We start from the raw sequence: 24,591 nt of genomic DNA on the forward strand, positions 1-24,591 counted from the left end.
GGCGTCCCGTCTGCGTTCAGGCGGCTTTGAGGGCTTCGAGGAGTCGGGCCCGGTTGGCGGCCTGCTGTGCGGGCGAGGTCGGCATTCGCTTGGGCCGGTAGTCGTCGACGCGCCGGCCGGTCTCCTTGTCGAGGGCCCGGCGGGTCTTGCCGACAGTGCTGCGGTCGCAGCCGAGGCGGAGGGCGATGGAGGCGTCGGAGTGGCCGTCGCGGACGAGGGCGGCGATGGCGTCTCTCGTACTCAAGCGGCCATCTCCTCGGCTTCGAGGTAGCGGCGGGCGTGGACCTCGGCGCCGGGGAGCGGGATGCCGTCGGTGTGGCAGGGGGTGCCGGGGGCGACCTGGCAGTGGGGGCAGACGGCGGTGGCTTCAGCCCAGACGGAGATGCGCTGCGGGTGGGGCCGGTTGAGGACGCGGCCGCTGGAGGGGATGCGGCAGGGCCGGTGTTCGGCGGCACCGCAGTGGGGGCAGGCGACGGCGCGGGCGGGGTGCTGGCCGGCGCGCATGAAGTGCCGGAGGCCGTCGGGCATGGGGGCGTTGGGGCGGATGGTCACTGGTCCTCCTTCTGGGTGAGCGGGGTGCAGCCGGTGCAGCCGCAGGTCTGGCCTTCGTCCATGAACTCGGGGTGGTCGGCGGTGCGGAGCCATTCGCGGTACTCGCCGAGGGCGGCTTCCCAGGCCCCTGGCGGGTACTGGACGGGCTGCTGGGGCTTGGGGGTGGTTCCGGTGGGCCAGGCGCCGGGCGGGCGCCCTGTGGGCCTTCTGGCGGTTTTCTGGGCGGGCACCTGCTGCCGGGCCCTACCGATGGCGATCTGGGCCCGCATCAGGGCGCGGAGCCCGCCGTCCTCCTTGCGGATCGCGGCGATGTCGTCGGGGGTGATGTCGTCACTCACCGGAGACCTCCTGGGCGTCGTCTTCGAGCTGGGCTTCCGCGGCTTTGCGTTCGGCCTGCTCGGCCTTGATCCGCTCCAGGGCGAGCCGGGACGCCTCGCGGATCCGGTCCTCCTCAGCTGCCTGCCGCGCCATGTCGGGCGGGGGCTCGCCGGCGGCGACCCGGATGCGTGCGGTGTGGGGCTTGGCGAGCGGCTTGCCAAGGGGGTGCTTGGCGGTGGCCAGGCCGGAGTGGCACGGCCGGCCGAGGGCGGCGGAGCAGGCGGGGCACTCAACGCCGAGGGGCCCGGCCCGACGGACGGTGTCGGCCAGGGAGCCGGCGGAGACGTCCTCGTCGGGGACAGTGCGATTGCCCTGCCAGCCGCGGGCTTCCAGCTCGCGCATGAACTCCTTCGACGGCCCGCCTTCGAGCATGGGCGCCCGGGTGGGAGCGGGGATGCGGCCGGAGGCGATGGCGTGGCGCTGGCCGCGGAGGCGGGCGAGGTAGTTCGGGTCGAGCTCTCCGGCGGGCGGCTCGTACTGGAAGTTCTCCAGCCGGGCGTCGCGGAGCTTGGCGCGCAGGGTGCGGACGTGGTGCGGCAAGATCCACAGACGCTCGTTCGGGTTCTGCGGCGGGGTCGTGTAGTAGGCGGCGACAGCGGCCTTGGTGTCGTTGTCGAGGGGCACGTCGTACAGGGCCGAGGCCCACGACTTGGCGGCAACGATGGAGGGCTGTCGGTTGTCGAAGCCGGAGCAGTGGCCGAGGAGTTCGGCGGCCTCGTCGGCGTTCATGCGGGGTCTCCTTCCTGGCGGAGCTGTTCGGCGAGGGCCAGCCAGCCAGCGACCTTCGCGTCGGTGCCGACGAGCGGCTGGCCGGTGGGCAGCTGAAAGACGTTGGCTGTGCGCTGGGGGGAGGCGTTCATGGCTTCGTTGACGAAGCTGGGGATGGCGGAGGGGGCGGAGCCCTTGCTCATCCAGCGGCTGAGGCCGGCCCGGATGTCGTCCGGCTCGATGCCTTCGTCGAGGAGCTTCTTGATCTGCTTGCTGGTCTGGCCGATGACGTTGCTCGGGGGCCGCTTGTTCACTCGGCTCAGCCATTCGCCGACGATCGTCTGGGCGCTGACCGTTTCGGCTTCGGCTCCGGGGGCGGCTTCTGCCGCTCCGACGAAGTCGGCTTCGGTGATGACGATGACTTCGCTCTGCCCGACCTCCTCCGCCACCCCTCTCTCTTCCGGGGCTGGGGTAGGGGTAGGGGAAGGGGAAGGGGAAGGGGAATGCGCGCGTGACGCGCCCGCGCGCCCGCGCGTAGAGGGTCTCGGACCCCCCTCGGCACCCCCTTCGGAAGGGGTATCGGAGGGGGTTGCCGAAGGGGTTCCGGAAGGGGTTGCCGAGGGGGGTACGGAACCCCTTCCGGAGGGGTCTGGGGTGATGTCCCCGAAGGCTTTGCGAAGGTCCTGAATGTGCGAGGCGATCTGGGCCCGGATCGACGGCCCATCCTCGCCGCGGTACTTCGTCGGCTCGTCGCTCAGCTCGTCGAGCGGAATCCGGTCCATCTCGTCGAGGAGTGCCCTCCGCAGGTGCTTCGAGGAGATCTCCAGGGCGTCGGACACCATGGCACCCATGACCCGAGGCTGCTTGTAGACGCGGTCGTTGCGGACGAAGGACCGGATGAGGAGCTCCTCGGTGTCCTCGTCGATGACGACGAAGCGTCCGGCCTCCAGAGCGTCCAGGCGCTTCTCCAGCTCCAGCGAGGTGAGCCCCCGGGCCTTGCGGGACCAGCGGCGCAGGGTGAGCGGGAGCAGGCCGGCGTGGTTCAGGTTGGGCTGGGAGATGAGGAAGAAGAACAGCCGCTGCTGCTGCTCGTCGAGGGAGATGAAGTCGTCGTCCTCCCAGATGCTGGAGAGGATCCGGCCGTGGCCACGTGCCATGGGAGGTCTGCTTCCTGGATGAAGAGGGTGGGTGGTCTAGGCGGCAGCTATGCCGCGGCTTCGTACTGGCTGCCGCCGTCGAGTCCCTCGCGGGCGAGGTCGTTGATGTACTTCTCGTTGGCGCGCATCCGCTTGGCGATGGAGGTCACGGACTCTCCGCAGCTGAGGAGGTGCTGGATCTCCTGCCGTCGCATCGAGTCGCGGCCGCCCTTGGCGATCGGCCGGTACGGCTTGCACGTCTCCGGCTTGGCCGCGGGGTCGTCGATGTCGTCCCAGGCGAGCGGGCCGTGCCAGCCCTTGCCGACGGCACAGCTGGCAACCTGGGCGCACAGCCCCTTGACGTTGCACAGGCGCCGGTAGACGCGCGCGATGGACTGTGCCTCTTCAGGACGCACTTCGTTGAGGCGTCCGCGGGCCATGTCGCCGAGCCGGTCGTCGGTGATACCGGTCTGGAGCGCAATGACCTTCCACGTGTGGCCCAAGGTGGCCAGCGCCCGGAGCCGACGCATCGAGCCGACTGCGGGCACGCGGGCTTGGGCGCCGGGTCGGACAACGCGGCCGATCGGAATGGCCAGGATGGCGGCTACGTTGGCCGCGCTCGTGGCCTTCTGGCCGTTGGCGAGGAGGCTGATGAGCGAGCGGGAGATGCCCGTGGCGCGAGAGACATCGGCCTGGCGCCACTTCAGGGCGAAGAGCTTCTCCATGTGCTCGCGGGCCTGAGTGGCGTCCTGCTCGCGGAACACCCCCTGCGCGTGATCCACGCCAAGCTGCTTGCTGTACCGGTAGTTGGCGCGCTGGCATTCGGGGATACGGCAGCCTCGCTGGTAGCAGCCGCGGGTTCCATGTCCCTGTCGCTTGCGGTTGGTCACTGTCCGGTCTCCTTCCGGGGCTGTCGTGCGGGGAGGTTCCACAGGGCGTGGCAGGTGTTGAGATCGGTGATGGCCTGCCGGGTGCGGAGGTCGGCTTGCCAGCGGCGGAGGTCGATGAGGATCCAGGAGGCGGCGATCTCCCGCTGGACCCACGGCCGGCGCCTCACGCGGCGGCCTGCGGCTGCTGGCCCCGGGCCCGGCGCTGCTCGGCTATGACGAGACCCTTGACGCTCAGCCGCCAGACTCCGAGCCGGTGACCGTGGGTGGAGGCCAGAGTGGAGGGCACGACGCGGCCGGTGTGCTCGATGACGCCGGCGGTCCGCAGGCTGTTGATCGCGGCGCCGAGGAAGCCGTGGGCGAGCTCGGGCAGGACGTCGCGCAGGTCGTTCGCCGAGAACTCGCTGTGGCGGGTGCCGAAGTGGTAGACGGCCTGCTCGACGAGGAACCGATCCCAGCTCGACTGGTCGGCGATGTCTTCGAGCAGAAGGTCCTTCTCGGCGGAGGCGAGACGCTCAGCCGGGGAAAGGCGGCGGGTCATGGCAGAGTCCTTCCGGTCGGGGTGGGGTGGCTACTGCTGCTGGCCAGTGATCTCGGCGGCGGTGATGCGGGGCGGCGGGAACGCTTCGTCGCGGCTCATCTCGCCCTTGGCGACGGACTGGAAGACGACCTGGAGGTTTGCGATGTCGGCCTCGTCCCAGCGGGCCCGCGGGTAGCCGACCTTCGTCTCCAGCTGCTGCACCGTGACGCCGACCCGCTTGTAGCTGTCGATGGCCTGCTGGATCCGCTGCTCCAGGGAGGTCCCGTCGCCCTTTGCGAGGGTCTCCTGGCAGATCGTGATGGCTTCGGCCGTGTACCAGGCCGGCAGCATCGCGAAGATCGCCTCGCGGAGCCGGCGGGCGCCGAGGTTCGCGTTGTTCTCGTACACGTCCCGCAGGTCGGTGAGGTCCTTCTTCCCCTTCCGGGTGTCGCGGACGTGCGGGGCGATGAAGATCTGCGACGAGCGGGAGTTGCGCTGGAGGTCCCAGGCGTAGGCGAGGATCTCGGACTGGCCGAGGACCGTGTCGCGGGACAGCTCCATCGTTCCGTGCTGGACGTTGCCCCAGATCAGGGCGAGCTCGCGGGCCAGGTGAATGGAGGGGCCGCTGACGGTCTCGCCGGCCTTCGGGTAGGAGAAGAACGCCTTCTCGGCGAGCGCGTACTGGCGGCAGGCGAACCGCATCTCGTTCTGCGCGTTCTCGATGTTGCGCGGGTTCTGCTGGGCGATGAAGACCGCGGCCTTCACTTCGGCTTCGGCCCGCGACATCTCGATCGCCGTCGACTGGCCGATGCGGCTGGCGGGGCTGGGGCTGGGGGCGTTCACAGGTAGGTCTCCTTGTCGCGGTTCTCGGTCCAGCCGGGGAGGGACACGTAGTTCGGCTCGTCGCCGTAGCCGGTCCACACCCCGGTCTCCATGCAGTCGGCGAAGGTCTCGATGGCGGCCCGGTTCTTGGCGCGGCCGATCTCGCGGGCGAAGTAGTCGATGCCGATGACGTTCACCAGGTAGGGCGGCTTCTTTTCCTGCACGATGAACAGGAGCTCGGTGTCGTCACCGCCGAGGCCGAGGACCTGCGCGGCCTCCTCGTACCAGGCGGCCTGCATGTTGTAGCCGTACTTCGCGACCGCCCTCTGGAAGGCGTCCTCGCTGGCGTCGTCCGACGTCTTGTAGTCGGGGATGATCAGCCGGCCGGACTGGCCGGTGGGGAGCCAGTCGAAGCGGACGCGGCGGCGGATGCCGGTGGGGCCGTCGAGCCAGAAGCCAGACTGTTCGGGGGCCCCGGAGGCGGGGTCGAGGAGGGCGGCGGCGAGGGGGTTGGAGAGGAGCGCCTCACCCATCGCTTTGATCATGTCGAGTTCGTGGCGCTTGAGCGGGATCCCGCCGGCTTCGCGGATGGCGGCGACTTCGGCCCGGATGGCGTCGGTGTTCCACAGGTCGTGGTCGACGAGGACGAGTTCGGGTCCGTTGCCGAGGACTTCCTTGTGGGCGGCGTTGCCGTAGTCGAAGGTCTTGGTGGCGGGCTGGGGGTGGTCCTGCTCGTGGCGGAACTTGGCGGGGCAGGACGGCGGCAGGAGCTTCCGGGCGCCGGACGAGGACAGGCTGGTCTTGTCGGCGTGGTAGGCCTCGTTGGACAGGTCGGTGTGCAGGCCCAGCTCGGGGGCTCCTGCCGCCGCGGTCACTGCTGGCCGCCTTCGGTGTCGGCGCAGTCCTCGCAGCGCGCGCCCTGGGGAGTGCGGACGAACGGGCCGGCGGTGTCGCCGCAGGGGCAGGTGATCACGCCGCCACCTGCTCGCCGGCCGCGATGGCCTTGAGGTGGGCCACGCCGTTGGGGTCGTACTGGATGGCGACGACGGCGGCGACGTAGCCGGGGAAGCCGTGGGCGAGCTTGTCGCGGTTGTCGACGTCGGCCATGTCGATGGCCTTGATGATCTGCTCGGTGAAGCTGCCGGCCTGGTAGCCGCCGCGGCCGTAGTGGGCCAGGACATGGTTGGCGACTTCCGGAGTGATGGCGTGGTCCATGAAGGGCTCCTTGATGGCTTGGGGCCCAGGCCGCCCCGCGCTGGGGGCTTGGGGCGGCCTGGCTGGCGCGGAGCCGGGGGGAGGGCTCGACGCGCCGGTCTGGGTGGCTTGGGCGCCGGGCCTGCGGGTCGGGTCACCGCCGGCCCGGCGAGTTCAGGCGGCGGCCTGCGGGTTGGTGGTGATGGGGAGGAGCAGGTCGGCCTGGTAGCTGGCCGACACCTCCGGCAGGCCGTGGACGCGGATGAGGCGGTCGGTCATGGTCTCGGCCGCGGTCTCGCGGTTGGCGCCGGTCGTGTGGTGCGTGCAGTGGGGCGCCGGGCAGCGCAGGTAGCCGTTCACGCCGCAGCTCCGCTGATGAGCACCTGCCGCAGCTGGTCCTTCTCCGCGCGCAGGCTGTCGACTTCGGCCTGCAACTGGTCGATCCAGTCGAGGAGCCGGGGGATGTCGGTACGGGCCCGGGCGATGAAGTGGGCGTCGGCCCACGTCTGGGCGGCGCCGTCGAGGCCGGCCTCGTTGGTCATCGTGCAGATGGCGGTGCCGGCCGCGGGGTCGCCGGTGATGCTGTAGGTGGCGCCGTCGTACTCGATGCACCAGGTGCCGTCGGTCGCGGCGTCGGCACGGTCCTTGATCTCGTTGAGCCAGTCGGTCATCGGGGACTCCGGTTGAGGTGGCGGCCGAGGGCCAGCAGGAAGAGGGAACCGGCGGTGGTGGCGGCGAGCTGCAGCCAGGCCCGGGTCACGAGGCAGCCTCGGCGGCGATCTCGGCCTTGACCTCGTCGTAGCGGGCGATGCCCCACAAGATCGCGCGGAGACACCAGAGGAACTGCGGCGTGGGCTCAGTCAGGTCCCACTCGAAGATGTCGTGGAAGCGGAAGTCTCCGAAGCTGAAGGAGTCCAGGGCTTCGCGGGCGGCTTCTTCGCCGCCGAAGGAGAAGCCCTCCAGCAGTTCCTCGCGGACAGCCGCCATCAGCTTCGAGTCGGCGCCGTAGGTCTTGAGCTCCTCGACGACCTGCCGGCGGAACGCATCGGACGAGAAGCGGGTGACGCCCTCGCCGCCGCGGACCTTCTGCGCCCAGTACGACGGGTTGAGGCCGTTGCCGCGGAAGTACGGCAGCATGTCCTCGGCGAGGCTGAGCATGTACGTGGTCTGCTGGGAGAACGCGTGGTCGCTGACGTCGCCGCGGATGACGAGGCTGCCGGGCCAGGTGACGATCTCGAACCAGTAGAAGCTGTGGTCGGGGGCCTTGAAGCGCAGGTGCCGGTGCACGCCCTGGTCGAGGACGATCTCCAGCTCGTGCTCGGCAACGTCCTCGGCGAATCGGAGGGCGGACTTGGTGTCGCTCACGAGGCCCTCCCGGGCGTCCACGTGGGGTAGGTGTCGGGGGTGGAGCAGCGGTCGCCGTGCTCGCAGGCGAGGCGGGCGAACGCGGCATCGAACGGGTCCATCTGGTGGGCCTGCTCGGCGAGACAGCCGGAGCGGAGAGCCGCCAGCAGATCGGACAGCGGGACGTCCAGGCGGGCGATGTCGGCGGCGGTCATCACCAGCACCTGCCGATCTCGCGGAGGGAGCCGGTGCGCTTGGTGATGGCGAGGGCGGGCTCCGAGCCGCCCGCCGCCATGCTGGAAAGCTGCACCAGCCAGTGCGTGCCGTCCGAGGTCACAGACTGGTCGATCCAGCCGTCACCGTGGCCATCGACGTAGATCCGGCGGCGGCGGTCCGACATGTCCTCGCGAGGCAACGCCTTGGCGATGACGGCGCGCAGCTCGCCCGGGGTGACGTTCTCGTCGTACTTGTCGAGCTCCGCCAGCACAACGCGGAGAGCAGTCTCAACCGGGTTCAGCGGGAGGCCAGCGTGGTGCTCGGATCGGGCCAGCCAGTTGATGAGCTCGTACTGTGCCGCCAGCGCCTCGGTGCCCGGGTCGCTGTGATCCTGGATGAAGTGCTCGTGTGAGACGGCGACACGAGAGGCACGGGCGACCAGCTCGACCTGCTCGGCCTCCAGCTCGGCGACCCGGGCCCGCAGCTCAGCCGCCTCCCGGACCGCGTCGTCGAGGGCCTCGTTCGTCGAGTGCCGCTCCTCACGCAGCCGCTGCACCTCGGCAGCCGGGGTGATCAGCTTCAGGGCGTCATCCCACGGGAACTTGCCCTCATCTCCGTGCCTACCGAGGACCTCGACCGGAGCGACCTTGTAGGCGAGGGTGTCGGCCCAGTCGTGCCAGGCGTCACGCTGTCCGCAGACCTCGGCAACCTGGGCCCGCAGCTGGTTGTTCTCGGCCTTCAGTCGGTACAGCTCCGACACCCCGGTCTCGTCGTCACGGACCGCGCCACGCGACAGCTTGTCGGCCATCCGGGCCACCGCGTCCGACGCCGCCCGGTTCTCCCGGTTCGACCGGCCGAACTCCCCGGCCTTCTTCCCGAGCCACGAAACGGTCTGCGCGTCCCGCTCGGCCAGCGCCTCGGCACGGACCGACGCGACGATCTCCCGGGCGATCTGCTCCGACCAGCCACCATTCACGAACGCCTGCACGGCGTCTTCACGGGCGTTCATGCGGCACGCTCCCAGGGGGCGACGATCAGGTTCGGGTGGTGGGCGGCCAGCGTCTTGTTCGCGGCGGCGAGGCGGCCGAGCTCGGCCTCGAAGTCGACGCGGTCGTCGGCGGAGGCCAGCGGGCGGAGCCGGCCGATCTCGCGGAGGGCGTCCTCCGTCTCCATCACGGCCTGGCAGACCGGCTCCGGCATGGCGGCCAGCACCATCTCGGCGACCCGGTGCGGCATCGGGACGGAAGCAAGTCGGAAGGTGATCACGCTGCACCGCCGAGGCTGAGCTGGGTCGGGTACTGGCTCGCGTAGAAGCGGTCCCACGTCTCCTCGAACAGGGGCAGGTGGCGGGCCGTCCAGGCGTAGGTCTCACGGACCGATCCGTTCGGCAGGTCTGCCTGCCGGCGTCCCGGCTTCTCACCGTGCTCGGCCTCGTACAGGGCGGCGGCGCGGCGGCCGAACCAGGACTGCACCGACTCGATCTGCTTCCGCTTCAGGCCCTTGTCCTTCAGGAAGTCGGGCACGTACAGCGGCACGTCGAGGGGGTCGATCTCCGGCTCCTCGCCGAGGGCGCGGGCGGCGACGAGGCGGCCCTTCATCTCCAGCCAGTCGGGGGCGACGATGCCCGACAGGATCGACAGGATCTCGGCCTGCTGCTTCGCGCGGGAGATCAGGGAGTCGAGCTGCTCTTCGGTGGCACGCGGGTTGATCGCGCCGCCCTGCGTCCAGTACGCCTCGATCGCGTCCGCGGTCTCGTTCTGGAACGCGACCAGCGTCGGGCGGGCGGACTCGGCGACCTTGTTCTCGTTCACGGTCGCCAGCAGCATCAAGAACGTGCGGACCGTGACCGTGGTGTGCGTGCGGGTCTGGTCGTCGCCGGGGACCTGCATTGCCCTCTGAGCAACGGAGGCCCAAGAGCGGGTCTGGAGCTTGCGGTACTGGGCGGGGTAGCTGAGCCCGAGCTCTTCGACGGCCGGCTTGAGCACGATGTGCGGGTGGCCGTCGACCATGGTGGTGTGGATGGAGCCGACCGAGAGGTCGAGTTTCACGACCTGCCGCGACTCGGGGGATGATGTAGGCAAGGGTCTGCCCTTCTCTTGTCTGGATGGCGAGGGTGGATCTAGGGCCGGCCGTCGGGCTCTGACCTCCGGCGGCGGCCCGCATACCGCGCTTAGGCGGCGAGGGCGGTGGCCCGGCGGGTCTTCTCGGGCACCACGGCCATGTGCTCGTTCTGGCGGCGAATGTCGTCGATCGTGAAGGTGATGCGGCCGCCGTCGTTGTGGTGGAAGACCTCGCGGCTGTAGCACTTCTGCTTGAGCACCCGGGCGCTCTTGTACGGCAGCAGCTTCGCGTCGATCACCTCCTCCGGCGTCCACCGGACGAGCTCGGCCTCGGCGGCCGTCTTGATCTCACTGATGCTGGTCAGCGTGCGTCGCGTGGCCTTCCGTGCCTTGGTCTGCACCGGCTGGGCGGTCACGTCTTCTCCTCTTGGGTGATGGCCGCCGGCTTCACCTGAAGCGCGTCGGCGATGGTTCGGACCCGGTGGTCCGCCGACCTGCAGATGAGCCCACGTTCCATGCGTGAGAGGTATCCGCGGTCGAGTCCGGTCAGCTGCTGGAGGGTGCGCAGGCTCATGTTCTGGGCCTTGCGTACCCGCCGTATTGCGGGTCCGTCTGGCGTCACACCCAGAATGTAGGCGCAGGATCGCTACTCGTGCAAGCAGGCTGCCTACATTGAATGCATGGAATCCATGCGTGGCACGCCGTGACAGGGGTGCTACGCGGCATATGCCAACGTGTCGATGCAACCGGCGGTGCTTGAAATGTTTACTTAAGTGCAGGTCAAAGCATGGGATCCGGGCTTCGCGGTTGCATGGACTTAGGGCATCATGACCACATGGACCGCGACTGGACCCGCCTCGGAAAGGCACTCGGAGACGCCCGCAAGTCTCCCGCCATCGCCCTCACCCAGGAGCAGATGGCGGAGGAGATCGGAGTCGGCCGATCCGTCATCCAGCTCATCGAGGCCGGCAACGAGTACAAGAAGCCCACCCCGAGCATGCGCGCCTACGCCGCGCGAGTCGGCTGGGCGGAAGGCTCCATCGAAAGCGTCCTCGACGGCGGCGAACCCACCCTCAAGGGCGCCCCAGCCCCGGCGGCCGACGCGGGGGCGCCGGTAGACGCAGGCCTGCCGCTCCGGATCGTCCATGAACTCAAGGGCAAGGGCGACCTGCTCGACACCGCAGTCATCCCGCTCGGCGAGGACGCGAGCATGGTCGTCGTCGTGAAGGGCAAGCCGGGGGCGAGCGTCGAGGAGATCGAGCGGAGCCTCGAAGCATGGCGCAAGGCGCAGGGCCAGCTGCTGGAGATCGACTACCGCGACGGCGCCACTGACGCCCCGTAGCCTGATCTAGAGTCAGTTTCTACATCCTCTCCACATGTGACCCAAAAGTGTGGTTGCATGACTGGGCGCTGACGTTGGGGGCCACCAATCGGACAAGTGGGGTGCCGATGTGTGTCCATGTCTTCTGCGTCGACGATCTGCCGCTCGGAGTAACGGTGTGGGTGGACTCCCGTGAGTCCCACACCAAGGTCTACGCCGCGCGATCCCTCACTAGCGGCGGCCGGCTCACCGAAGCCGGCGCCGCTCTCGTCAACCAGGCGCTCGCCGAGCGTCCCGGTTCTCCCTCCCTCGCCACGGCCGTCCCGTGCGCTTAGGCATGCAACAGCACGCTGCCTGGCCCAAGATGATCCACGACGACACCGGACGAGGGGGTGCTGATGGCCCACGCGGAGAAGGTCTACAAGGTCCGCAACGGCAAGCAGACCAAGCAGTACACGTGGCGGGCGCGCTATAAGCGGCCTGACGGCACCTGGGGCAGTGAGCCCGGGTTCCCCACCAAGAAGACCGCGGAGGAGTGGGGAGAAGCGCAAGAGGCGCTCATCCGCACCGGCCGCTGGATCGATCCAGCCCTGCAGCGGACCACGTTCGGCGAGTTCGCACGGACCTGGATGAAGGCCAAGCCCAAGCGCGGCGCCACCATGGGCAAGCGCTGGAACCTCCTCGAACAGCACATCTTCCCCAAGTGGGAGCATGTCCCCCTGAACCAGATCAACTGGTTCGACGTGGATGCCTGGCAGCAGCGCCTGCCCTGCGACGACGTGACCTCCGGCCATGCGGTCAGCCTCATGTCGTCGATCCTGACCGGCGCCGTGGACGCCAAGAAGCTCACGGTCAACCCGCTGTATGCCCGGCGCAGGACCCGCCGCACTGCCGGGGTCGGCGCACCGGCCGTTGCGAAGCCGCGCAAGACCGACGAGGAGAAGTGGGCACAGCCGGAGGTCGTACTGCGGATCGCCGACCGCCTGGGCCCCGCTGTCGGCCTGCACATCCTGACCGCAGCCTTCACCGGCCTCGGCTGGGGAGAGACCGCCGCCCTGCATCGGCGCAACGTGCTGCTCACGCGCCGGCAGCCCCACGACGGCGGCTTCTTCACCTGCCCTGTGATCCGGGTCGACCCCGATGTGGGCGAGCTGGCCGAGTACGAGGGCCGCGACGACGACGGGAAGAAGACCGGCATCGTGCTCCGGCTGGAGCCGCCGAAGAACGAGACCCGCGCGCGGGACGTGGACGTGCCGCCGTTCCTGGCGGCCTTGCTGCGCGCACACCTGGCGGACTGGCCGCACGAGCACATCTTCTGCACGCCGTCCGGGGCGCTGTGGCGGCGCTCGAACTTCAGCTCGGCGCAGCTGCGGCCCGCGGCGGACGGGCGGCCCGCGCTGACGAAGACGCGGGGAAGGGCCGAGCGGCCGGGCTGGGACCCGATCATGCCGGGGCTCACGATGCGCGCCCTGCGGCACACGCACGACACCTACCAGGACCAGATCGGCGTCAGGCCCGCGCTGATGTACGAGCAGGCCGGACACCGCAGGCCGGGCATCAAGGCCGTGTATCAGCACCCGACGCCGGCGATGCGGCAGGAGCGTCTCGACGGCCTGCAGGCTATCTATGAGCGTGCGATGGGTAACCTCGGATGGAAGGCGCTGTGGGGGAGGGTGGACCTGGTTAAGCCCCCCAAGGGAGGCCGTCCCACAAATATCCCCCAAACGATCTTCGGAGAGGCTTCGATGGTTGCATGACCAGGGGCTAAGTGCCCCAGCAGGCCGGTTCTTACAAAGCAGATGTCGGCGGTTCGAAACCGTCCGCGCCCACCAGCACAAAGGCCCCGGACCGATCATGGTCCGGGGCCTTTGACATCCACTTCTGACATCAACGGGGACGGTCGATCACGACCGGGGACGGCTCCTGAGCAGCCGATCCACGTGGCTCACGGCCTCCCGCTGCGTGTCCTGGACGACGTGCGTGTAGACGTTCATCGTCACGGCGATCTGGCTGTGTCCGAGGATCTCCATCACGACGCGGGGCGGGACGCCGGCGGCGGTGAGGAGCGTCGCCGTACCGTGCCGGGCGTCGTGCAGCCGGACGACGCGGAGACCGGCGTTCTTGGCGACGCGGGTGAACGAGCGGTAGAGGTTGCGCGGCTCGATGGGCTGGCCGGTGCGGGTGGTGAAGACGTACCCGGTCTCCGTCCACTTCTCCCCGGCACGCTCGCGGGCGGCGGCCTGCTTGAGGCGCTGCCACCGCAGGGGAGCGACGCAGATCGCGGGAAGGGGAAGCGTCTGTTTGCGCCGGCGCCCCTTGGAGTCGTCAGCGCCTACGTCTTCTGGGGCTCCGACCCTTACCCGGCGGCCGAGAAGGTCGTCGGCCGAACCATGGCCTACAAGGCCAGCGCGGTAAGAGTTTCTCTACTTCATCAAGGCACCCGCCGCGCACGGCGCGGCGCGCGCGGCCCGTCGCCCGGGCCTGCGCTCCTGTCTCCGCCCCGCTCCAGCCCGACCGCCGACCGCACGCCTGACAGCTCGGGTTGATGGGCGACGAACCACGACGCGGCCGAGGCGAGTACACGGGCGCGGCTCAAGGCGATGCCTCCGGCGGGGGCGCTCAGGCTCCGGGATGGGAGGGGACCGTACGCGGGTGCCGGCCGGTGGGGTGTAGCGGTGGGGAACTCCCACCCCGCCTGCCGTCGACCCAGGCAGAGCCGAGCAGACACGGCACCGGGCATCCAGGTCGTTCGTACAGTGGCGCGCTCCACCTGGACGCCAGGACCCGCGCCCGCTCCACGGGGTGTGGGTCGACGGCAGACGGGATAGGAGCCAGCGCTAGCCGTGGGCAAGGCCAGTGAGCCATTCCAGCTCCAATCCAATGTGCCTGCGTCGACCTCGGCGGTTACGGCAACCGCCACTTCAAGGTGCCCAGGATTGAGGCGACCGTCCGATTAGAAAGTATTAGCCCTTTGGGCGCAGTACGGACGGAGTGGACAGTCGGTACAGTAAGGCTCACTCTCGCGACAGACGGTCATGCCAATTCGACGTATGCCAGCCATCCGCAAGGGTGCGCTCTCGCCGGCTCCTATCAACCTCGACAGATCTACCCGACCATCACTAAGCCGGTTAGACTTGTCTGCCTTGCTGCCGTTGACACGCGCAGCCACACGGATCTGACCTTGCCCAACGAGGAGAATATCCTCCTCCAAAAGGAGTCGGTACAGCGCAGTTTCGGCAGGTTTGAATTCCACCAACTCCGGGATCTCAAACGGTTCCCGCCAAACGACCGACTTGGCAACGAGGGGTCGAAGCCGCTCCAGCGAAGCGACAAGCCTGTCCGTGGAAGCAAGATCCAGGAGTTTTGTGAAGGTGGCCCTTCTTAGAGTCTTCTCACCCTTCACAAGGTTCATTGCAGTGGCCAGTGCGGCGCCATTCAGCTTCGACGAGGACAGTGCAGCCGCGACTGCAGCCTGGACTGGGCCCATCTCGCGTCCCGGGAAATGAAACCAAGCTTCGGTATCACGTTGCTTTTCGGCCCAAACAGTCAGATCCTCGCGCACGTCAAGCCAGTGAGCCCTCAAAGGAGCACTTGACTGAGCAGCCTTCCCCACAGGCTGCAAAGCCTCAGCCGCAGCCTGTCCGAGCAGCGGAGGAACAGCATTTCCGATCTGCCGGAAGGCATCACTGCGTACTCCCGCGAAGCGGAACCAGTCGGGAAAGGTTTGGATCCGGGCAGCCTCGCGAACCGAGAGAGTCCGATGTTGCTCCGGGTGGATATACCAGTACCCATCCTTGGCGATGTGCGCAGTGATGGTTCGACTGAGGTCGTCCCAGTCTAGTCTCTTGTATTTGTCTTTGAAATGTTCGGTGTCGTACCGCTGTAGGCGTTCAGGAATGTCCCGGTATAGGGTCCGGGAAGTCATTCCTTCAAAGATCTCCCGATCGTCTGGCCTGACGTGCCGAGTCATGTGATCGTAGACAATTCCCTGCGGCGCCTGCTCTCTCATTTGCTGCGCGAAGGCGGGCAAGCTGCCCAGCTCGCGGTACGCCAGAGTGCGACCGCCGGTCTCTCCCTTGCCGATATGTGGAAGGTCGCCGATCGCATCCCGCAGCGAAGTCCTTCTACTCGCTGGCGTAGGCCACGAGATTCGATCAATATCGTTGCGTGCAAGAAGGATGAGACGCTTGCGGTGCTGAGGAACTCCGTATGCCCAAGCATCGACAAGGCGGACCTGGGTGACATAGCCCTCTTGCTGCAGCCGCTCCTCGATGGTGCGCGTCACGAAGAAATCGTCTCCGAGCCCCATGTCTGGAACGTTCTCCATCAGGACGGCGCGGGGCCTGAGCGCCAGCACGATGTCGATGTAGGCGACCCACAGCTCCTTGCGCCGGTCGTGAGGATCCCTGCCATGCTTCTGCACCAGGCTGCGGATCTTGCTGCGTCCGGCTCTACTGAACGGCTGGCACGGCGGACCGCCGGCGACGAGGTCAACACGAGCCGGCTGAAGCAGTTCGACCAACCGCTCCCGGTGCTCAGGGTTCCCAAGGTCCAAGTGAAGGCTCAGACCGGGAAAGTTGGCGGCGTGGGTCTCCAAAGCACGCTCGTCAGCATCGACAGCCGCGGCTACCTGCCAGCCAGCCTGCTTGATGCCTAGGCTGAGGCCGCCTGCACCGGAAAAAAGGTCAACGGCCAAGGGCCGGTTGTCGCCGCGCTCCGCGAGCCAGCTCGTGAAGGTCTCCGGTGTACAGCTGTTCTCGTGCGGAGCGAGCTTGAGGTAGTCACTCCGCTCGAGAGGAACACCGTAGTGACCCCCCACTGTTCAACCTCCGTTTGATGACAACAACGAGCACCAGGAGACCATACATCCGTCCGGCCAGACAAGGTCTCCTGGCCTCCTGACCTGGTGTTTTCTCCTGCGGCAGAGCACGAATGACAGCTCACTCGGTCTTCTAGTACCGACGGCCGGTCAGGTGCGGGGAGCCCAGTCAACAGAGCGAACCGCATCCCAGCATTGAGACTTCTTGCACCATTCAGTGACGTTTCCCGAGCCCGGTGCGGTTACTAGCAGGGGGCGAACGATGTCGACTGCCAGTTCGGGTACAAGGTCGTCGATCCATTGCGGGAGGGCTTGTGCACGCCAGATCCCGTCCAGATCTATCTGGTTGCTGCATCGGTCGACCAGGAGGGCCACCGCATAGGCAGTGGTCTGACCCAAGTAACCACCCAAGCTCATCTTCTGAATGATCTTGCGAGTGTGCTCGAAAAGAATCCGCTTGGCCACCACTTCCTTGAAGTGGCCAGCGTCTAGAGAGCCTTCAAAAGAGTCGACGACGTCCGTTGTCCACACGCGGAAGCACTTCTCTGCGCCCAGACACACATCATGCGGACGTCCCCGGTACGTGAGATCGTACTTGGCCACATCCGTTTTGCCGAACTTCTTGGCCAACGGATGCTCACGCGTGAACCTCGCCTTCTCAGCCTGCCTCTCTAGAGCGCCTAGGTCCACCTGATACTGTCCGCGAACTCGTTCGTAGTACCAACGAGTCTGTCGCGTACTACCCTCTGGTGCTGGCGCCCAGACCGACCGCGATAGAGCCTGCAACCTGCGATGGTAATGGCTGTTGGCTTGAAGGTCGGCTTCCTTGATGGCATTTTGAGAGTTGGCAAAGCGCGAAATGTTCGGGACGAGCTCGTCGAGCATCTCCTGTCGGATGACGGTGATTTTCGCGGGCACCCTGACCTGAGAAAGATCTTCGCCTTTTTGCATCATGTGGTGCAGGGACGCAGTGGTCTGCCCGCCGTTCACGATCTGCAAATCGACCAACCGAGTCAGAGCCACTATGCCTTCTGGCGTCACCATCGTGTCTGCAGAGGTCACGGTGGCGGACACACCATTGTTGTACGCGAGGAAGCGGCCAGGTTCCTGACGCACCGTCTCGCTGATGCCCTTGTTCACCTTGCCGCGAGCCTGTAGATATGCGCGTACGTTGCGCTGGAGCAGGCGGCCTCCGTGTTCCTTGTACAGCTCAGCCAGGAGACGGCCCGGCAGAACGGTCAGCAGGCATTCGAAGTCCGGGTCACCCGGCGCACTCAGGCACGGGAGAGGGCTGGCAAGCTCGATCACCGTCTCTTCCTCGCGCCGCCCCGACGAGGCCAGCCGGTGCAGACGGACGATGTCCCACAGCTCGTAGGTACAACGCAGCCCTTCCGTCTCACCTGGGGGCATCGATTCCACGGTCAGCTGGGCGTCGGTAAAGAGGAAGATGCGCACACGATCGATGCCCGTCCAAGCCTCGTAAATACTCTGAGCCATTGAGTAGGCCTGGTCAGTCTCGTCCATCTCCAGATGCAAGCCCTTGCGGCACTTCTCAACGAAGATCTGGGCGCGGCGCAGGGCACGCTGTACATCGGCCTTGTTAATCTTCTGGGCCTTCCAGCCATGCTCCGCCGTGACGATATCCAGGACCGATCCGCCATCGTTCAGCGCATATCCGTAGACTTCAGCAGTGCTGCGGCCAACCTGCTTGCGGCAATAGCAGGACTCAATGTCCTCCAGGACACCGTCCTCGACAAGATACTCACGGAAGACATCAATGAATGCACCATTAAACCTTGTTCCAACGGGAGAGTCCGTACGCGCTCGCGCGTCCTCGTACAGATACTCTGCGAACTCCACGAGCTCGTTCTCGTTCAACCGTCGCCCTCCCCAGGGTTGCTACCAGCACCCAACTCAGCCAGGACCTCAGCCTCCCCGACCAAGGCCTGCCCGCAGGTACCAAGGTCCAGATCGTACGACAGGCCGGATATACCGTTGGGCAGTAGGTGGGGCACGAGTCGCGGGAACTCCTCGGTGACCCGAAAACACCGACGGGCGGCCAACTGCCAGCGCTCGCCTTCATAGTGACTGCGATGCACGTCGAACCACCCAGCCTCGACCAGGCAGTTTTCAAATACCGCCCTCTGTCCGGCAACGCCGGGATTATCTCGAAGCTCGTCGACAAGATCGCACAGAGTCGATCCCGACTGATCGCTACGCACCTGCTGGTGGACGAGCGCCAGATAGTCGAGCGAGCTGTCGTCCAGCTGCTCTTCTCCGTGGATACGGCACTTCAAGGGCTTGCGGTCACCAGACGCAGTCTTGACCTCCAAGCCCCACGACCCCCACGCGAAGTCACGCACACCGGCCGATGGCCCCCGCCAACTCGACACGGCGTCCCGGCCGCAGGCGGGGAGGATGAGGTCGCGCATGACCAGCAGCTCCCCGAAAAGGCCGATCCGAGCCTCGGGTGTCAGCACGCCGCCGAGGCCACGACCAAGTACCCGCTGCCACGACGCGATCCTGCGCACGACTGCCGCAGCCGGACCGACCGACGTCCGCGCAAGGTGATCGACTAGGTCGGCCAGCAAGGTGCAGAAGATGTGGGTGTCTGTGGTCGGCTGGGCCACGACCTCCACGTGGCCCTCCTGAAAGGAACATGTAAGACCATTGGCCATGACGAGTTGGCGATCCCCGAGCCGCTCGGCACTCGCGATCACCAAGGCCCGCTCCCGCCCGGGGAAACGTACTTCGAGAAAGACGTCGAGCCGGTGATCGGGCAGCAACCGGCGCCGTGAACTTCCGTAGGAGGCGGCACGGGCCTGCTCTATTGCTACGAAGGCATCGGCCACATCCTGGGGGGTCACATGGGTCACTCCTCACCCTCCTCAGGGTCCTCGCCCGCCCCAGAAAGCATCCTCTGCAGTTCCCGCAGATAGATGTCGTTGACCCGGTAGCGCTTGGGGCGTGCAGTCGTGGAGACCGGCAGGGACAAGGCGTAGCCGATGAGTGGAAGTCCCTCTGGGCGGCGGCCACCGTCGACCTGGTCGCCCGGGTCCACTGGATACACGAGAAGAAGCCCCTCGCTCGGATCCCTTTGTCTGCGAATCGCATGGCCGCTGGCCCGGGAGGATGTCCTGCCCGCCGTCCCGTCACTGCTCGCCCTTCCGCCCTGTTGCTGCCGGCTGACTTCTGCGGGAAGACCGATGGCTTCATGGACCGGGCTCACCAGCACACCCACCTGGTAGTCGGTGCCCTCCGGGATCGCCTCCTGCAAGCCGACCAGTTTACGCTTGACCATGCGCAGTTCTCTGCCATCCAGTGTGAAGGTGCGCGGCGCGCTGCCAGTTGTTACCGCGACGGTCCACCGGATTAGCTCCCCACGGGTGTTCTGCTGGGAGATGTAGTCGACGAGTGACTGGGGGTTGGCTTGCAATGTGCGAGGCGAGGCGGCGAACCCGTCGAGAAACCGCAGGACAGCCGAGGCGGGCACGCCTTGTCGGAAGAAGCCTTGCGCACCGTGCCGCAAGGGTTGAGGCACTTCGTCACAGCCATCCACCGCGGCCACAAGCCGTTCCAGCCGCGCAAAGTTCTCGCGAACCGACTGCTCGTTGGTGCGCATGTAGAGGGTCTCCGGCCGCTGTCCGGAGGAGCACAGGGACACTGAGGTGGAGTTGCGCATCTTGGCCGCCGCGGTGACCTGAAGGTGCTCATAGCCGTCGTGTACCCGCAACCCGACGTCTTTCGGTGTGCGGCCGGTCTCCGCGAGGTAGGAGACGAGATCCATCAACTCGCGGTTGGCTCGGGTTACATGAACATAGGCATTGATCAGCTCTTTCGTTGTGTAGAGCCGGGTGACGTCCAAATAGCCAGGTCGGTATCCGAACCAGCGCCCCATCTGCATGAGCGTGTCATAGGTCTTGGACGCCCTGAGGTAGTAGGAGACCGTCAGTCCCTCCAGAGTCAGGCCCCGGGAGAGCTTGTCACCACCAATCGCAACCACGGTCGCGGGCGTACTCGCCTCGTACTCCAGGACGTCGGAGGCATCGCCGTTGATGGTTTTCACTCCGGCCGCACATTCGGAGAGCACTTCCGCGATCATTGACTCGGCCTGCTCCCAAGTGACTGCCTCACCCACCAAGCCGGGTAGGTCACTGCGCTCGGCAAGCTCCATGTACGTGGGGATGATGTCGCTCTCCCACAGCTCACGCAGGCGTAGCCTAAGTGCGGATCCTGCTGTCCCCCGGTCCCCCCAGAGGTTCTCCATACCGGTGAAATGATCCGCCAGCTGCCGGGCAACCGCGAACTGAACCGCTTTGAAGCGGGTTACGTGCACGAGCATCGTGTTGTGTCCTGGGCGACTGCCCAAGTACTCGGTCCGGGCCTTGCGCACCGCCGTTGCCAACACGAACGAATCCAGCGCTTTCCGCAGTGAATCCGGCAGCAAGCGGTGAGGCTGATGTTCCTTTCCGTGGTTGTCCGGCATCCAGAGCGCCTCATCAGCGACTGCCCGTATGACGGGAAGAGGTTCACGGACAGTGTCCGCAGAAACATCGTCCAGTCCGAATACGACCTCTGGCCCGCAATAATTGGTCGGAGGGCGCAGAGTCACCATGAAATTGCGAGGAAAGAGATCGTCCCCGTAGTCGGGATGCTCTGTCTGGTCGTCTATGAAGATGTTTGCGAACGGCGTGGCCGTGTATCCGACGTAGGCACGTTTTTCGAACAGGTTCAACAGGTCGCGGATGCATTGATTGATCCGCGACGGATCGTGCTCCGAATCACTGGCACTCTTACCTCGCCGCGGCTTCCGGGTGTCCACTGAGGCGTAGTCGGCCTCGTCATCGATCAGCAGCAAGGGTAGATCCCGGATGAGCCGGCGCCCGTCGTCTTGCGTCGCGGTGAAGTTCCCCAGCCAATCTCGAAGGTTTTCCAAGATGCGGGCGTTCTTTTTCACGACGGCCAGCAGACGGACCCGACGTGGATCCACCGGCGTGCTCTCGAAAACGCTTGCGCTGAAATCCTTGTCCCGTGTCGTAACCGACAGGCACAGTGGAGGGCTCTTCATACTCAGGTTCCCGACGCCGATATAGGTGGAGTCGTTTGTCTGTTGACGCGTAAATCGGCTATTGAAGCCAAGAAATTCAAGGTCCAGGCGGGCCTGCGTCTGATGCCGGAGGCTCTCGTGCGCGCCTGTGAGAACGATCACGACCTGGTAGCCAGCGTCAACGGCCTTGCAGATGAGGCCGGTGTAGTTCGCCGTCTTCCCCGACTGCACCTGGCCGTAGGTCAGGCCCTTGACCGACCACTCACCTTGGCGCTCGGGATCTTCCAGCAAGGAGAGCACTGTATTTGTGGAATCACTGAGCGCCTCCACTGTGGGGGGCTTCCAACCCGAACGGTGCGTCAGCCACGTCCTGTACCGTTCCCAGTAAGCCCACTCGATCTTCTCCTGGCGTTCCGCCAGCCAAGGCCGGTGATCATACGGGTCTTCAATGTAGACAGCAGGAGGCACCCACACGTCGAATCGCGCCTCCAGCTCCCGGGCCACCCGCTCTGCGGATACGTCCTTCCCTGTCGCGGACAGCATGGTCCGGACCGTCTCCGCGATACTCCTGAGCGTTTCCGGGGTGCGGCTAGATTTCTCCGTTTCCAGCAGCATGGCTTCCGACATGCGTAGAGCAAGGGTCAAGGGATCGATACTCATCGTGAATCTCCCAGGCTTGTCTGTCCGACGATCTCTGCGACCAAGTCGGGGAATCGGTTAAATGGCTCGACAGATCCCAGGGCGCGAATCGCAGCATCCCGACCCGGGGCATCCTTGGGCAAAGCCGCCAGCATCGCCGCTAGGTCCGCCCTGGCTTCGGCCTCGTCCACCCCCTCCATCGCCGCTTGGGCTATGCGCCCTTGATCGTTCTCGGCCTCTATGGCGATAACACCTATCGGCAAGGTTCGCTCCACAAGGCGCAACACAGCTTCAACCTGTGCTCTCGCACCACCGGCCAGAGCACTTTGAACTACCGGATGCTGACGGTTGACCAGGTAGCGAGATGTGCCGTGCCGGCGTTCCTGGGTCCACCCGAAGGTGAGCTCATGGTCACGTCCCTGCCGTCCGGTTGCCGCCGCGACTCTCCGCCGAAACACAGAGACCGACGCAGCGCGGGCGGCGGCGGCGAGTTTGGCGAGATCCTCTTCAAGGGCAGCCGGAGGGTGCACCCGCGACTTGCGCACATCCACTTGCCACACATGGTCGGAGGCGGGCTCCATGGAAACCTCAATCCTCGCCAGGCGGGTCTGAGGCGCTATCACCATCTCTGGTAAACCGAGCCAACCACCGGCAGAAACCATCCTGTCGCCACGGTAAACGTAGAAGCCCTGCTGGGCATTCCAGCCGCGCGGTCCCGCCCCGTCCTTGATCTCGGCCTCACTCAGTCGGGAGGGGTGCGGCAAGACGTACGGAGTAACCCGGACCTGCCCTCCAGCCTCCAGTCGCTCAGTGCCCAAGTCCTGTGTCGCGACGTGCTGGCGGCAGAACGGGTCCCATGCGGTGAGCACGTGCCCACCCACAACAAGGCGGAGCCTGCCACGCGCGATGTAACGGTGGAACCACATTCGGAGCCGGCTACGACTCTGTCCCAACCTCCGGGCCAGTACCGCTCCTTCCCCGGCATGGTCGAGGTGCCTCCACAGAACCATCGTGCCTACCTTGACGAATCCAACCTTCTGCGCGATATTCACCGCTTCGTCATCAGCCACGATACGGACACGCCAGTCGTCAGCAGCACGGACCAGATCAATGTCCCACGTTCGACACGCGAGACCGCTTGGCGTTCGTGACAGCACCGTGAGCATCCGGCACTGCGACAGGGACGCTGTCTTCAGCCCAAGCCCGAAACGCCCCAGATCACTTGTCAACCGGACCGCCATTGGCCCGCTACCCCCGAAGCGGACGGCTTCGTGAAGCTCCGTCTCTGTCATGCCATCGCCGTCGTCGATGACTGCAACCCAGGCGGCACCCTCATCGGTGCTGAATTCCACACGTACTTCGCCGGCAGAGGCTGCAAGGCTGTTGTCAACAAGGTCGGCAAGTGCGGTCGCCATGTCGTAGCCGAAGGCACGAAGCGAGTCCATGAGCGCTGAGGCGCGTGGAGCCACTACCGCCTCATACTCAAAGTCATCTTGCACGGCCGTCCCCCAACCACTGCCCAAACAGACCCCGTTGATCAGGGTATGCGTTCAAGGGGCAACCGGACACCGATCCCACGAGATCACCAACCGATGCAACGATGCGCGCGGTGACAGGCCAGTCGCGATCGGCGACGCGGCCAGCATGAAATCGCAAACTTGTGCGAGCCTCGCCGGTATCCGCGACCGTGCGACACGTACCCAGCAGCTCGTCTGTACTTCCAGGAGTGGCACCAGCGCGAGCTTCGACGAAGCAAGCGGCCTATGCGCGGACGGGGGCTCTCCCTGTCGCCGCTTGCGAGGCTGTGACCATTGGATACGCGCGCGAAGCACAGGGCCTCCGGAGCTGTGTGCACGAAGCCCCGGGCGTTGGCCCGGGGCTTCGTGTCGTTGTGGTGCGTGGCTGTTAGCCGAAGGCGCCTGCCGGCCGGTGGGGGATCTCGCTGCTGTCTCCGTGGTCGGAGATGCTCAGCATCGGGAGGCGGTGGCCGCGGCTTGCGGCTACGCGGAGTGCGTCTCGCAGGGCGCCGGTGAGGTCTGACGCCACGAGACGGAGTTCTTCCGGGGCCAACGACTCGTCGGCGAGTACCTCCTGGGCGTGCTCCAGGAGCTCGGCGGCGAGGTCGAGTTGGGCGGCTTCGGTGTGGTCGGCCAGGCGGGACAAGGGGCCGCCGGTGCCGTCGGTGCTCAGGAAGCAGGGCTTGCCGTCGGGGCCCGACCATGGGAGGAGCCGGAGCTCGTTGTGGGACGTCATCCTTCGGCCCTTCTGCCTTCGGGTGTGTGTCGGGTGGCGAAGACGGCTTCCGCGCGGTCGCCGGGGAGGGCCAGGAGCGCGGCCTCGACGACGCGGCCGACGGTGTCGGTCGCTACGCGGGTGATCGCCAGAACGGCGAGGGTCGGGCTGATTCGGAGGGTTGCCGCTTCCACCGGAGTGGGGAGGCGAGCGCAGAGTCTCTCCTCGACCTCGGCCAGTGGCGTCGCCACGGTTGTGGGCCAGGTCGACTCGTCGGGTATGACAGCCGGCGCCAGATCGCGAGGGATGTAGACGCGGGACAGGCTGTGCGGCGAGGTTCCGTCGTGACTCAGGCACTGGAATTCGGTGAGGGGACTGCCAGCCGGCACCCGCAGCAAGACGGACAGGTTGCCGCGCGCCCGGATTCTGGTGGTGCGGACGCTGATCTGCAAGCCAGGAGTCGGCAGTGTCGGGCCGCCGCCGAGGTACGTGATCCTGCGAAGAGGGGGGGCGAACAAAGTTGCCCTTGCCGTGGACTTTTTCGACGAGGCCTTCGGCCTGGAGGAGCGCGAGGGCGCTCCGTAGTGTCGGCGTGCTGACCGTGTAGCGGGCGGCGAGTTGGGCTTCGGAGGGGAGGCGGTCGCCGGCCTTGATGCGGCCGGTCGAGATCTGGGCCCTGAGGTCATCGGCGATGACGTGACGGCGAGAGGCCACGG

General features: G+C 66.5%; 28 protein-coding genes and 2 pseudogenes. 2 read left to right on the plus strand and 28 right to left on the minus strand.

Going from position 1 to position 24,591, the window contains the following annotated elements; all coding sequences use genetic code 11:
* Nucleotides 1–16: 16 nt before the first annotated feature.
* The 20 genes from IE326_RS27560 to IE326_RS27650 all read right to left on the minus strand — a co-directional run bounded on the left by IE326_RS27560 (nucleotide 17) and on the right by IE326_RS27650 (nucleotide 10,439).
* The gene (locus IE326_RS27560) at nucleotides 17–244 is read right to left on the minus strand and encodes a helix-turn-helix domain-containing protein (protein WP_190043603.1); all 228 of its coding nucleotides are present in this window, start codon (nucleotides 242–244) and stop codon (nucleotides 17–19) included.
* On the minus strand, nucleotides 241–552 hold the full coding sequence (locus tag IE326_RS27565) for a zinc finger domain-containing protein (protein ID WP_190043604.1): 312 nt from the start codon (nucleotides 550–552) through the stop codon (nucleotides 241–243). Before IE326_RS27565 ends, IE326_RS27560 begins: the two co-directional genes overlap by 4 nt.
* Nucleotides 549–890, minus strand: a complete 342-nt coding sequence (locus IE326_RS27570) for a hypothetical protein (RefSeq protein ID WP_190043605.1) — start codon at nucleotides 888–890, stop codon at nucleotides 549–551. Before IE326_RS27570 ends, IE326_RS27565 begins: the two co-directional genes overlap by 4 nt.
* Nucleotides 883–1,659 (minus strand): zinc finger domain-containing protein, encoded by a 777-nt coding sequence (locus IE326_RS27575; protein ID WP_190043606.1) that lies wholly within the window; start codon nucleotides 1,657–1,659, stop codon nucleotides 883–885. The genes IE326_RS27570 and IE326_RS27575 overlap by 8 nt, the downstream gene beginning before the upstream one ends.
* A complete protein-coding gene (locus IE326_RS27580) occupies nucleotides 1,656–2,795 on the minus strand; it encodes a hypothetical protein (protein ID WP_190043607.1) in 1,140 nt (379 codons plus the stop codon). The genes IE326_RS27575 and IE326_RS27580 overlap by 4 nt, the downstream gene beginning before the upstream one ends.
* A gap of 47 nt (nucleotides 2,796–2,842) precedes the next feature.
* Complete coding sequence (locus IE326_RS27585; protein WP_190043608.1) at nucleotides 2,843–3,664, minus strand: helix-turn-helix domain-containing protein; 822 nt, start codon at nucleotides 3,662–3,664, stop codon at nucleotides 2,843–2,845.
* Entirely contained in the window at nucleotides 3,661–3,831 is a 171-nt protein-coding gene (locus IE326_RS27590) for a hypothetical protein (RefSeq protein WP_190043609.1), read from the minus strand. Before IE326_RS27590 ends, IE326_RS27585 begins: the two co-directional genes overlap by 4 nt.
* Nucleotides 3,828–4,202 (minus strand): hypothetical protein, encoded by a 375-nt coding sequence (locus IE326_RS27595; RefSeq protein ID WP_190043610.1) that lies wholly within the window; start codon nucleotides 4,200–4,202, stop codon nucleotides 3,828–3,830. The genes IE326_RS27590 and IE326_RS27595 overlap by 4 nt, the downstream gene beginning before the upstream one ends.
* 30 nt (nucleotides 4,203–4,232) lie before the next feature.
* Nucleotides 4,233–5,024 carry a hypothetical protein gene (locus tag IE326_RS27600; protein ID WP_190043611.1) on the minus strand — a complete coding sequence of 264 codons (792 nt, stop codon included), beginning with the start codon at nucleotides 5,022–5,024 and terminating at the stop codon, nucleotides 4,233–4,235.
* Nucleotides 5,021–5,878, minus strand: coding sequence for a PD-(D/E)XK nuclease-like domain-containing protein (locus IE326_RS41080; protein ID WP_268983044.1), 858 nt, complete (start codon nucleotides 5,876–5,878; stop codon nucleotides 5,021–5,023). Before IE326_RS41080 ends, IE326_RS27600 begins: the two co-directional genes overlap by 4 nt.
* 94 nt (nucleotides 5,879–5,972) lie before the next feature.
* Nucleotides 5,973–6,218, minus strand: a complete 246-nt coding sequence (locus IE326_RS41085) for a hypothetical protein (protein ID WP_229915714.1) — start codon at nucleotides 6,216–6,218, stop codon at nucleotides 5,973–5,975.
* A gap of 153 nt (nucleotides 6,219–6,371) precedes the next feature.
* Complete coding sequence (locus tag IE326_RS27610) at nucleotides 6,372–6,557, minus strand: hypothetical protein (RefSeq protein ID WP_190043613.1); 186 nt, start codon at nucleotides 6,555–6,557, stop codon at nucleotides 6,372–6,374.
* The gene (locus IE326_RS27615; protein ID WP_190043614.1) at nucleotides 6,554–6,868 is read right to left on the minus strand and encodes a hypothetical protein; all 315 of its coding nucleotides are present in this window, start codon (nucleotides 6,866–6,868) and stop codon (nucleotides 6,554–6,556) included. Before IE326_RS27615 ends, IE326_RS27610 begins: the two co-directional genes overlap by 4 nt.
* Before the next feature lie 85 nt (nucleotides 6,869–6,953).
* A complete protein-coding gene (locus IE326_RS27620; protein WP_190043615.1) occupies nucleotides 6,954–7,562 on the minus strand; it encodes a hypothetical protein in 609 nt (202 codons plus the stop codon).
* A complete protein-coding gene (locus tag IE326_RS27625) occupies nucleotides 7,559–7,756 on the minus strand; it encodes a hypothetical protein (RefSeq protein WP_190043616.1) in 198 nt (65 codons plus the stop codon). Before IE326_RS27625 ends, IE326_RS27620 begins: the two co-directional genes overlap by 4 nt.
* Nucleotides 7,756–8,766, minus strand: coding sequence for a hypothetical protein (locus IE326_RS27630; RefSeq protein ID WP_190043617.1), 1,011 nt, complete (start codon nucleotides 8,764–8,766; stop codon nucleotides 7,756–7,758). Before IE326_RS27630 ends, IE326_RS27625 begins: the two co-directional genes overlap by 1 nt.
* Complete coding sequence (locus tag IE326_RS27635) at nucleotides 8,763–9,023, minus strand: hypothetical protein (RefSeq protein WP_190043618.1); 261 nt, start codon at nucleotides 9,021–9,023, stop codon at nucleotides 8,763–8,765. The genes IE326_RS27630 and IE326_RS27635 overlap by 4 nt, the downstream gene beginning before the upstream one ends.
* On the minus strand, nucleotides 9,020–9,838 hold the full coding sequence (locus IE326_RS27640; protein ID WP_190043619.1) for a phage antirepressor N-terminal domain-containing protein: 819 nt from the start codon (nucleotides 9,836–9,838) through the stop codon (nucleotides 9,020–9,022). The genes IE326_RS27635 and IE326_RS27640 overlap by 4 nt, the downstream gene beginning before the upstream one ends.
* Nucleotides 9,839–9,927: 89 nt before the next feature.
* Nucleotides 9,928–10,233, minus strand: a complete 306-nt coding sequence (locus tag IE326_RS27645; protein ID WP_190043620.1) for a hypothetical protein — start codon at nucleotides 10,231–10,233, stop codon at nucleotides 9,928–9,930.
* Entirely contained in the window at nucleotides 10,230–10,439 is a 210-nt protein-coding gene (locus tag IE326_RS27650; RefSeq protein WP_268983045.1) for a helix-turn-helix domain-containing protein, read from the minus strand. Before IE326_RS27650 ends, IE326_RS27645 begins: the two co-directional genes overlap by 4 nt.
* 213 nt (nucleotides 10,440–10,652) lie before the next feature.
* On the opposite strand from IE326_RS27650, the gene IE326_RS27655 reads away from it, so the two are divergent.
* On the plus strand, nucleotides 10,653–11,159 hold the full coding sequence (locus tag IE326_RS27655; protein WP_190043622.1) for a helix-turn-helix domain-containing protein: 507 nt from the start codon (nucleotides 10,653–10,655) through the stop codon (nucleotides 11,157–11,159).
* Between the two features lie 377 nt (nucleotides 11,160–11,536).
* Nucleotides 11,537–12,895, plus strand: a complete 1,359-nt coding sequence (locus IE326_RS27660) for a hypothetical protein (RefSeq protein WP_229915715.1) — start codon at nucleotides 11,537–11,539, stop codon at nucleotides 12,893–12,895.
* Between the two features lie 147 nt (nucleotides 12,896–13,042).
* Here IE326_RS27660 and IE326_RS27665 read toward each other — a convergent pair.
* The 8 genes and pseudogenes from IE326_RS27665 to IE326_RS27700 form a co-directional block, all read right to left on the minus strand.
* Nucleotides 13,043–13,465: pseudogene (locus IE326_RS27665) on the minus strand (tyrosine-type recombinase/integrase); the annotation flags it as partial.
* A gap of 626 nt (nucleotides 13,466–14,091) precedes the next feature.
* A complete protein-coding gene (locus IE326_RS27670) occupies nucleotides 14,092–15,957 on the minus strand; it encodes a DNA cytosine methyltransferase (RefSeq protein WP_190043623.1) in 1,866 nt (621 codons plus the stop codon).
* A gap of 150 nt (nucleotides 15,958–16,107) precedes the next feature.
* Nucleotides 16,108–17,835, minus strand: coding sequence for an AIPR family protein (locus IE326_RS27675; protein WP_190043624.1), 1,728 nt, complete (start codon nucleotides 17,833–17,835; stop codon nucleotides 16,108–16,110).
* On the minus strand, nucleotides 17,832–18,833 hold the full coding sequence (locus tag IE326_RS27680; RefSeq protein ID WP_190043625.1) for a PD-(D/E)XK motif protein: 1,002 nt from the start codon (nucleotides 18,831–18,833) through the stop codon (nucleotides 17,832–17,834). Before IE326_RS27680 ends, IE326_RS27675 begins: the two co-directional genes overlap by 4 nt.
* Entirely contained in the window at nucleotides 18,830–21,664 is a 2,835-nt protein-coding gene (locus IE326_RS27685; protein WP_190043626.1) for a Z1 domain-containing protein, read from the minus strand. The genes IE326_RS27680 and IE326_RS27685 overlap by 4 nt, the downstream gene beginning before the upstream one ends.
* Nucleotides 21,661–23,088: an ATP-binding protein gene (locus IE326_RS27690; protein ID WP_190043627.1), complete on the minus strand. Its 1,428-nt coding sequence runs from the start codon at nucleotides 23,086–23,088 to the stop codon at nucleotides 21,661–21,663. Before IE326_RS27690 ends, IE326_RS27685 begins: the two co-directional genes overlap by 4 nt.
* 460 nt (nucleotides 23,089–23,548) lie before the next feature.
* Nucleotides 23,549–23,896 (minus strand): hypothetical protein, encoded by a 348-nt coding sequence (locus tag IE326_RS27695; RefSeq protein ID WP_190043628.1) that lies wholly within the window; start codon nucleotides 23,894–23,896, stop codon nucleotides 23,549–23,551.
* Nucleotides 23,893–24,589 (minus strand): annotated as a pseudogene (locus tag IE326_RS27700) (GntR family transcriptional regulator). The gene IE326_RS27695 and the pseudogene IE326_RS27700 overlap by 4 nt, the downstream one beginning before the upstream one ends.
* Nucleotides 24,590–24,591: the final 2 nt, after the last annotated feature.

The organism is Streptomyces filamentosus, assembly GCF_014654895.1.
In the GTDB taxonomy this organism is placed as follows: Bacteria; Actinomycetota; Actinomycetes; order Streptomycetales; family Streptomycetaceae; genus Streptomyces; species Streptomyces filamentosus.

What these genes read in the sequence shown, in the direction of transcription:
- IE326_RS27695 (WP_190043628.1), bottom strand. Translation starts at nt 23,896, where the DNA reads ATGACGTCCCACAACGAGCTCCGGCTCCTCCCATGGTCGGGCCCCGAC.
- IE326_RS27625 (WP_190043616.1), bottom strand. Translation starts at nt 7,756, where the DNA reads ATGACCGCCGCCGACATCGCCCGCCTGGACGTCCCGCTGTCCGATCTG.
- IE326_RS27630 (WP_190043617.1), bottom strand. Translation starts at nt 8,766, where the DNA reads ATGAACGCCCGTGAAGACGCCGTGCAGGCGTTCGTGAATGGTGGCTGG.
- IE326_RS27655 (WP_190043622.1), top strand. Translation starts at nt 10,653, where the DNA reads ATGGACCGCGACTGGACCCGCCTCGGAAAGGCACTCGGAGACGCCCGC.
- IE326_RS27575 (WP_190043606.1), bottom strand. Translation starts at nt 1,659, where the DNA reads ATGAACGCCGACGAGGCCGCCGAACTCCTCGGCCACTGCTCCGGCTTC.
- IE326_RS27690 (WP_190043627.1), bottom strand. Translation starts at nt 23,088, where the DNA reads ATGGACTCGCTTCGTGCCTTCGGCTACGACATGGCGACCGCACTTGCC.
- IE326_RS27580 (WP_190043607.1), bottom strand. Translation starts at nt 2,795, where the DNA reads ATGGCACGTGGCCACGGCCGGATCCTCTCCAGCATCTGGGAGGACGAC.
- IE326_RS27660 (WP_229915715.1), top strand. Translation starts at nt 11,537, where the DNA reads ATGGCCCACGCGGAGAAGGTCTACAAGGTCCGCAACGGCAAGCAGACC.
- IE326_RS27595 (WP_190043610.1), bottom strand. Translation starts at nt 4,202, where the DNA reads ATGACCCGCCGCCTTTCCCCGGCTGAGCGTCTCGCCTCCGCCGAGAAG.
- IE326_RS27615 (WP_190043614.1), bottom strand. Translation starts at nt 6,868, where the DNA reads ATGACCGACTGGCTCAACGAGATCAAGGACCGTGCCGACGCCGCGACC.
- IE326_RS41085 (WP_229915714.1), bottom strand. Translation starts at nt 6,218, where the DNA reads ATGGACCACGCCATCACTCCGGAAGTCGCCAACCATGTCCTGGCCCAC.
- IE326_RS27685 (WP_190043626.1), bottom strand. Translation starts at nt 21,664, where the DNA reads ATGAGTATCGATCCCTTGACCCTTGCTCTACGCATGTCGGAAGCCATG.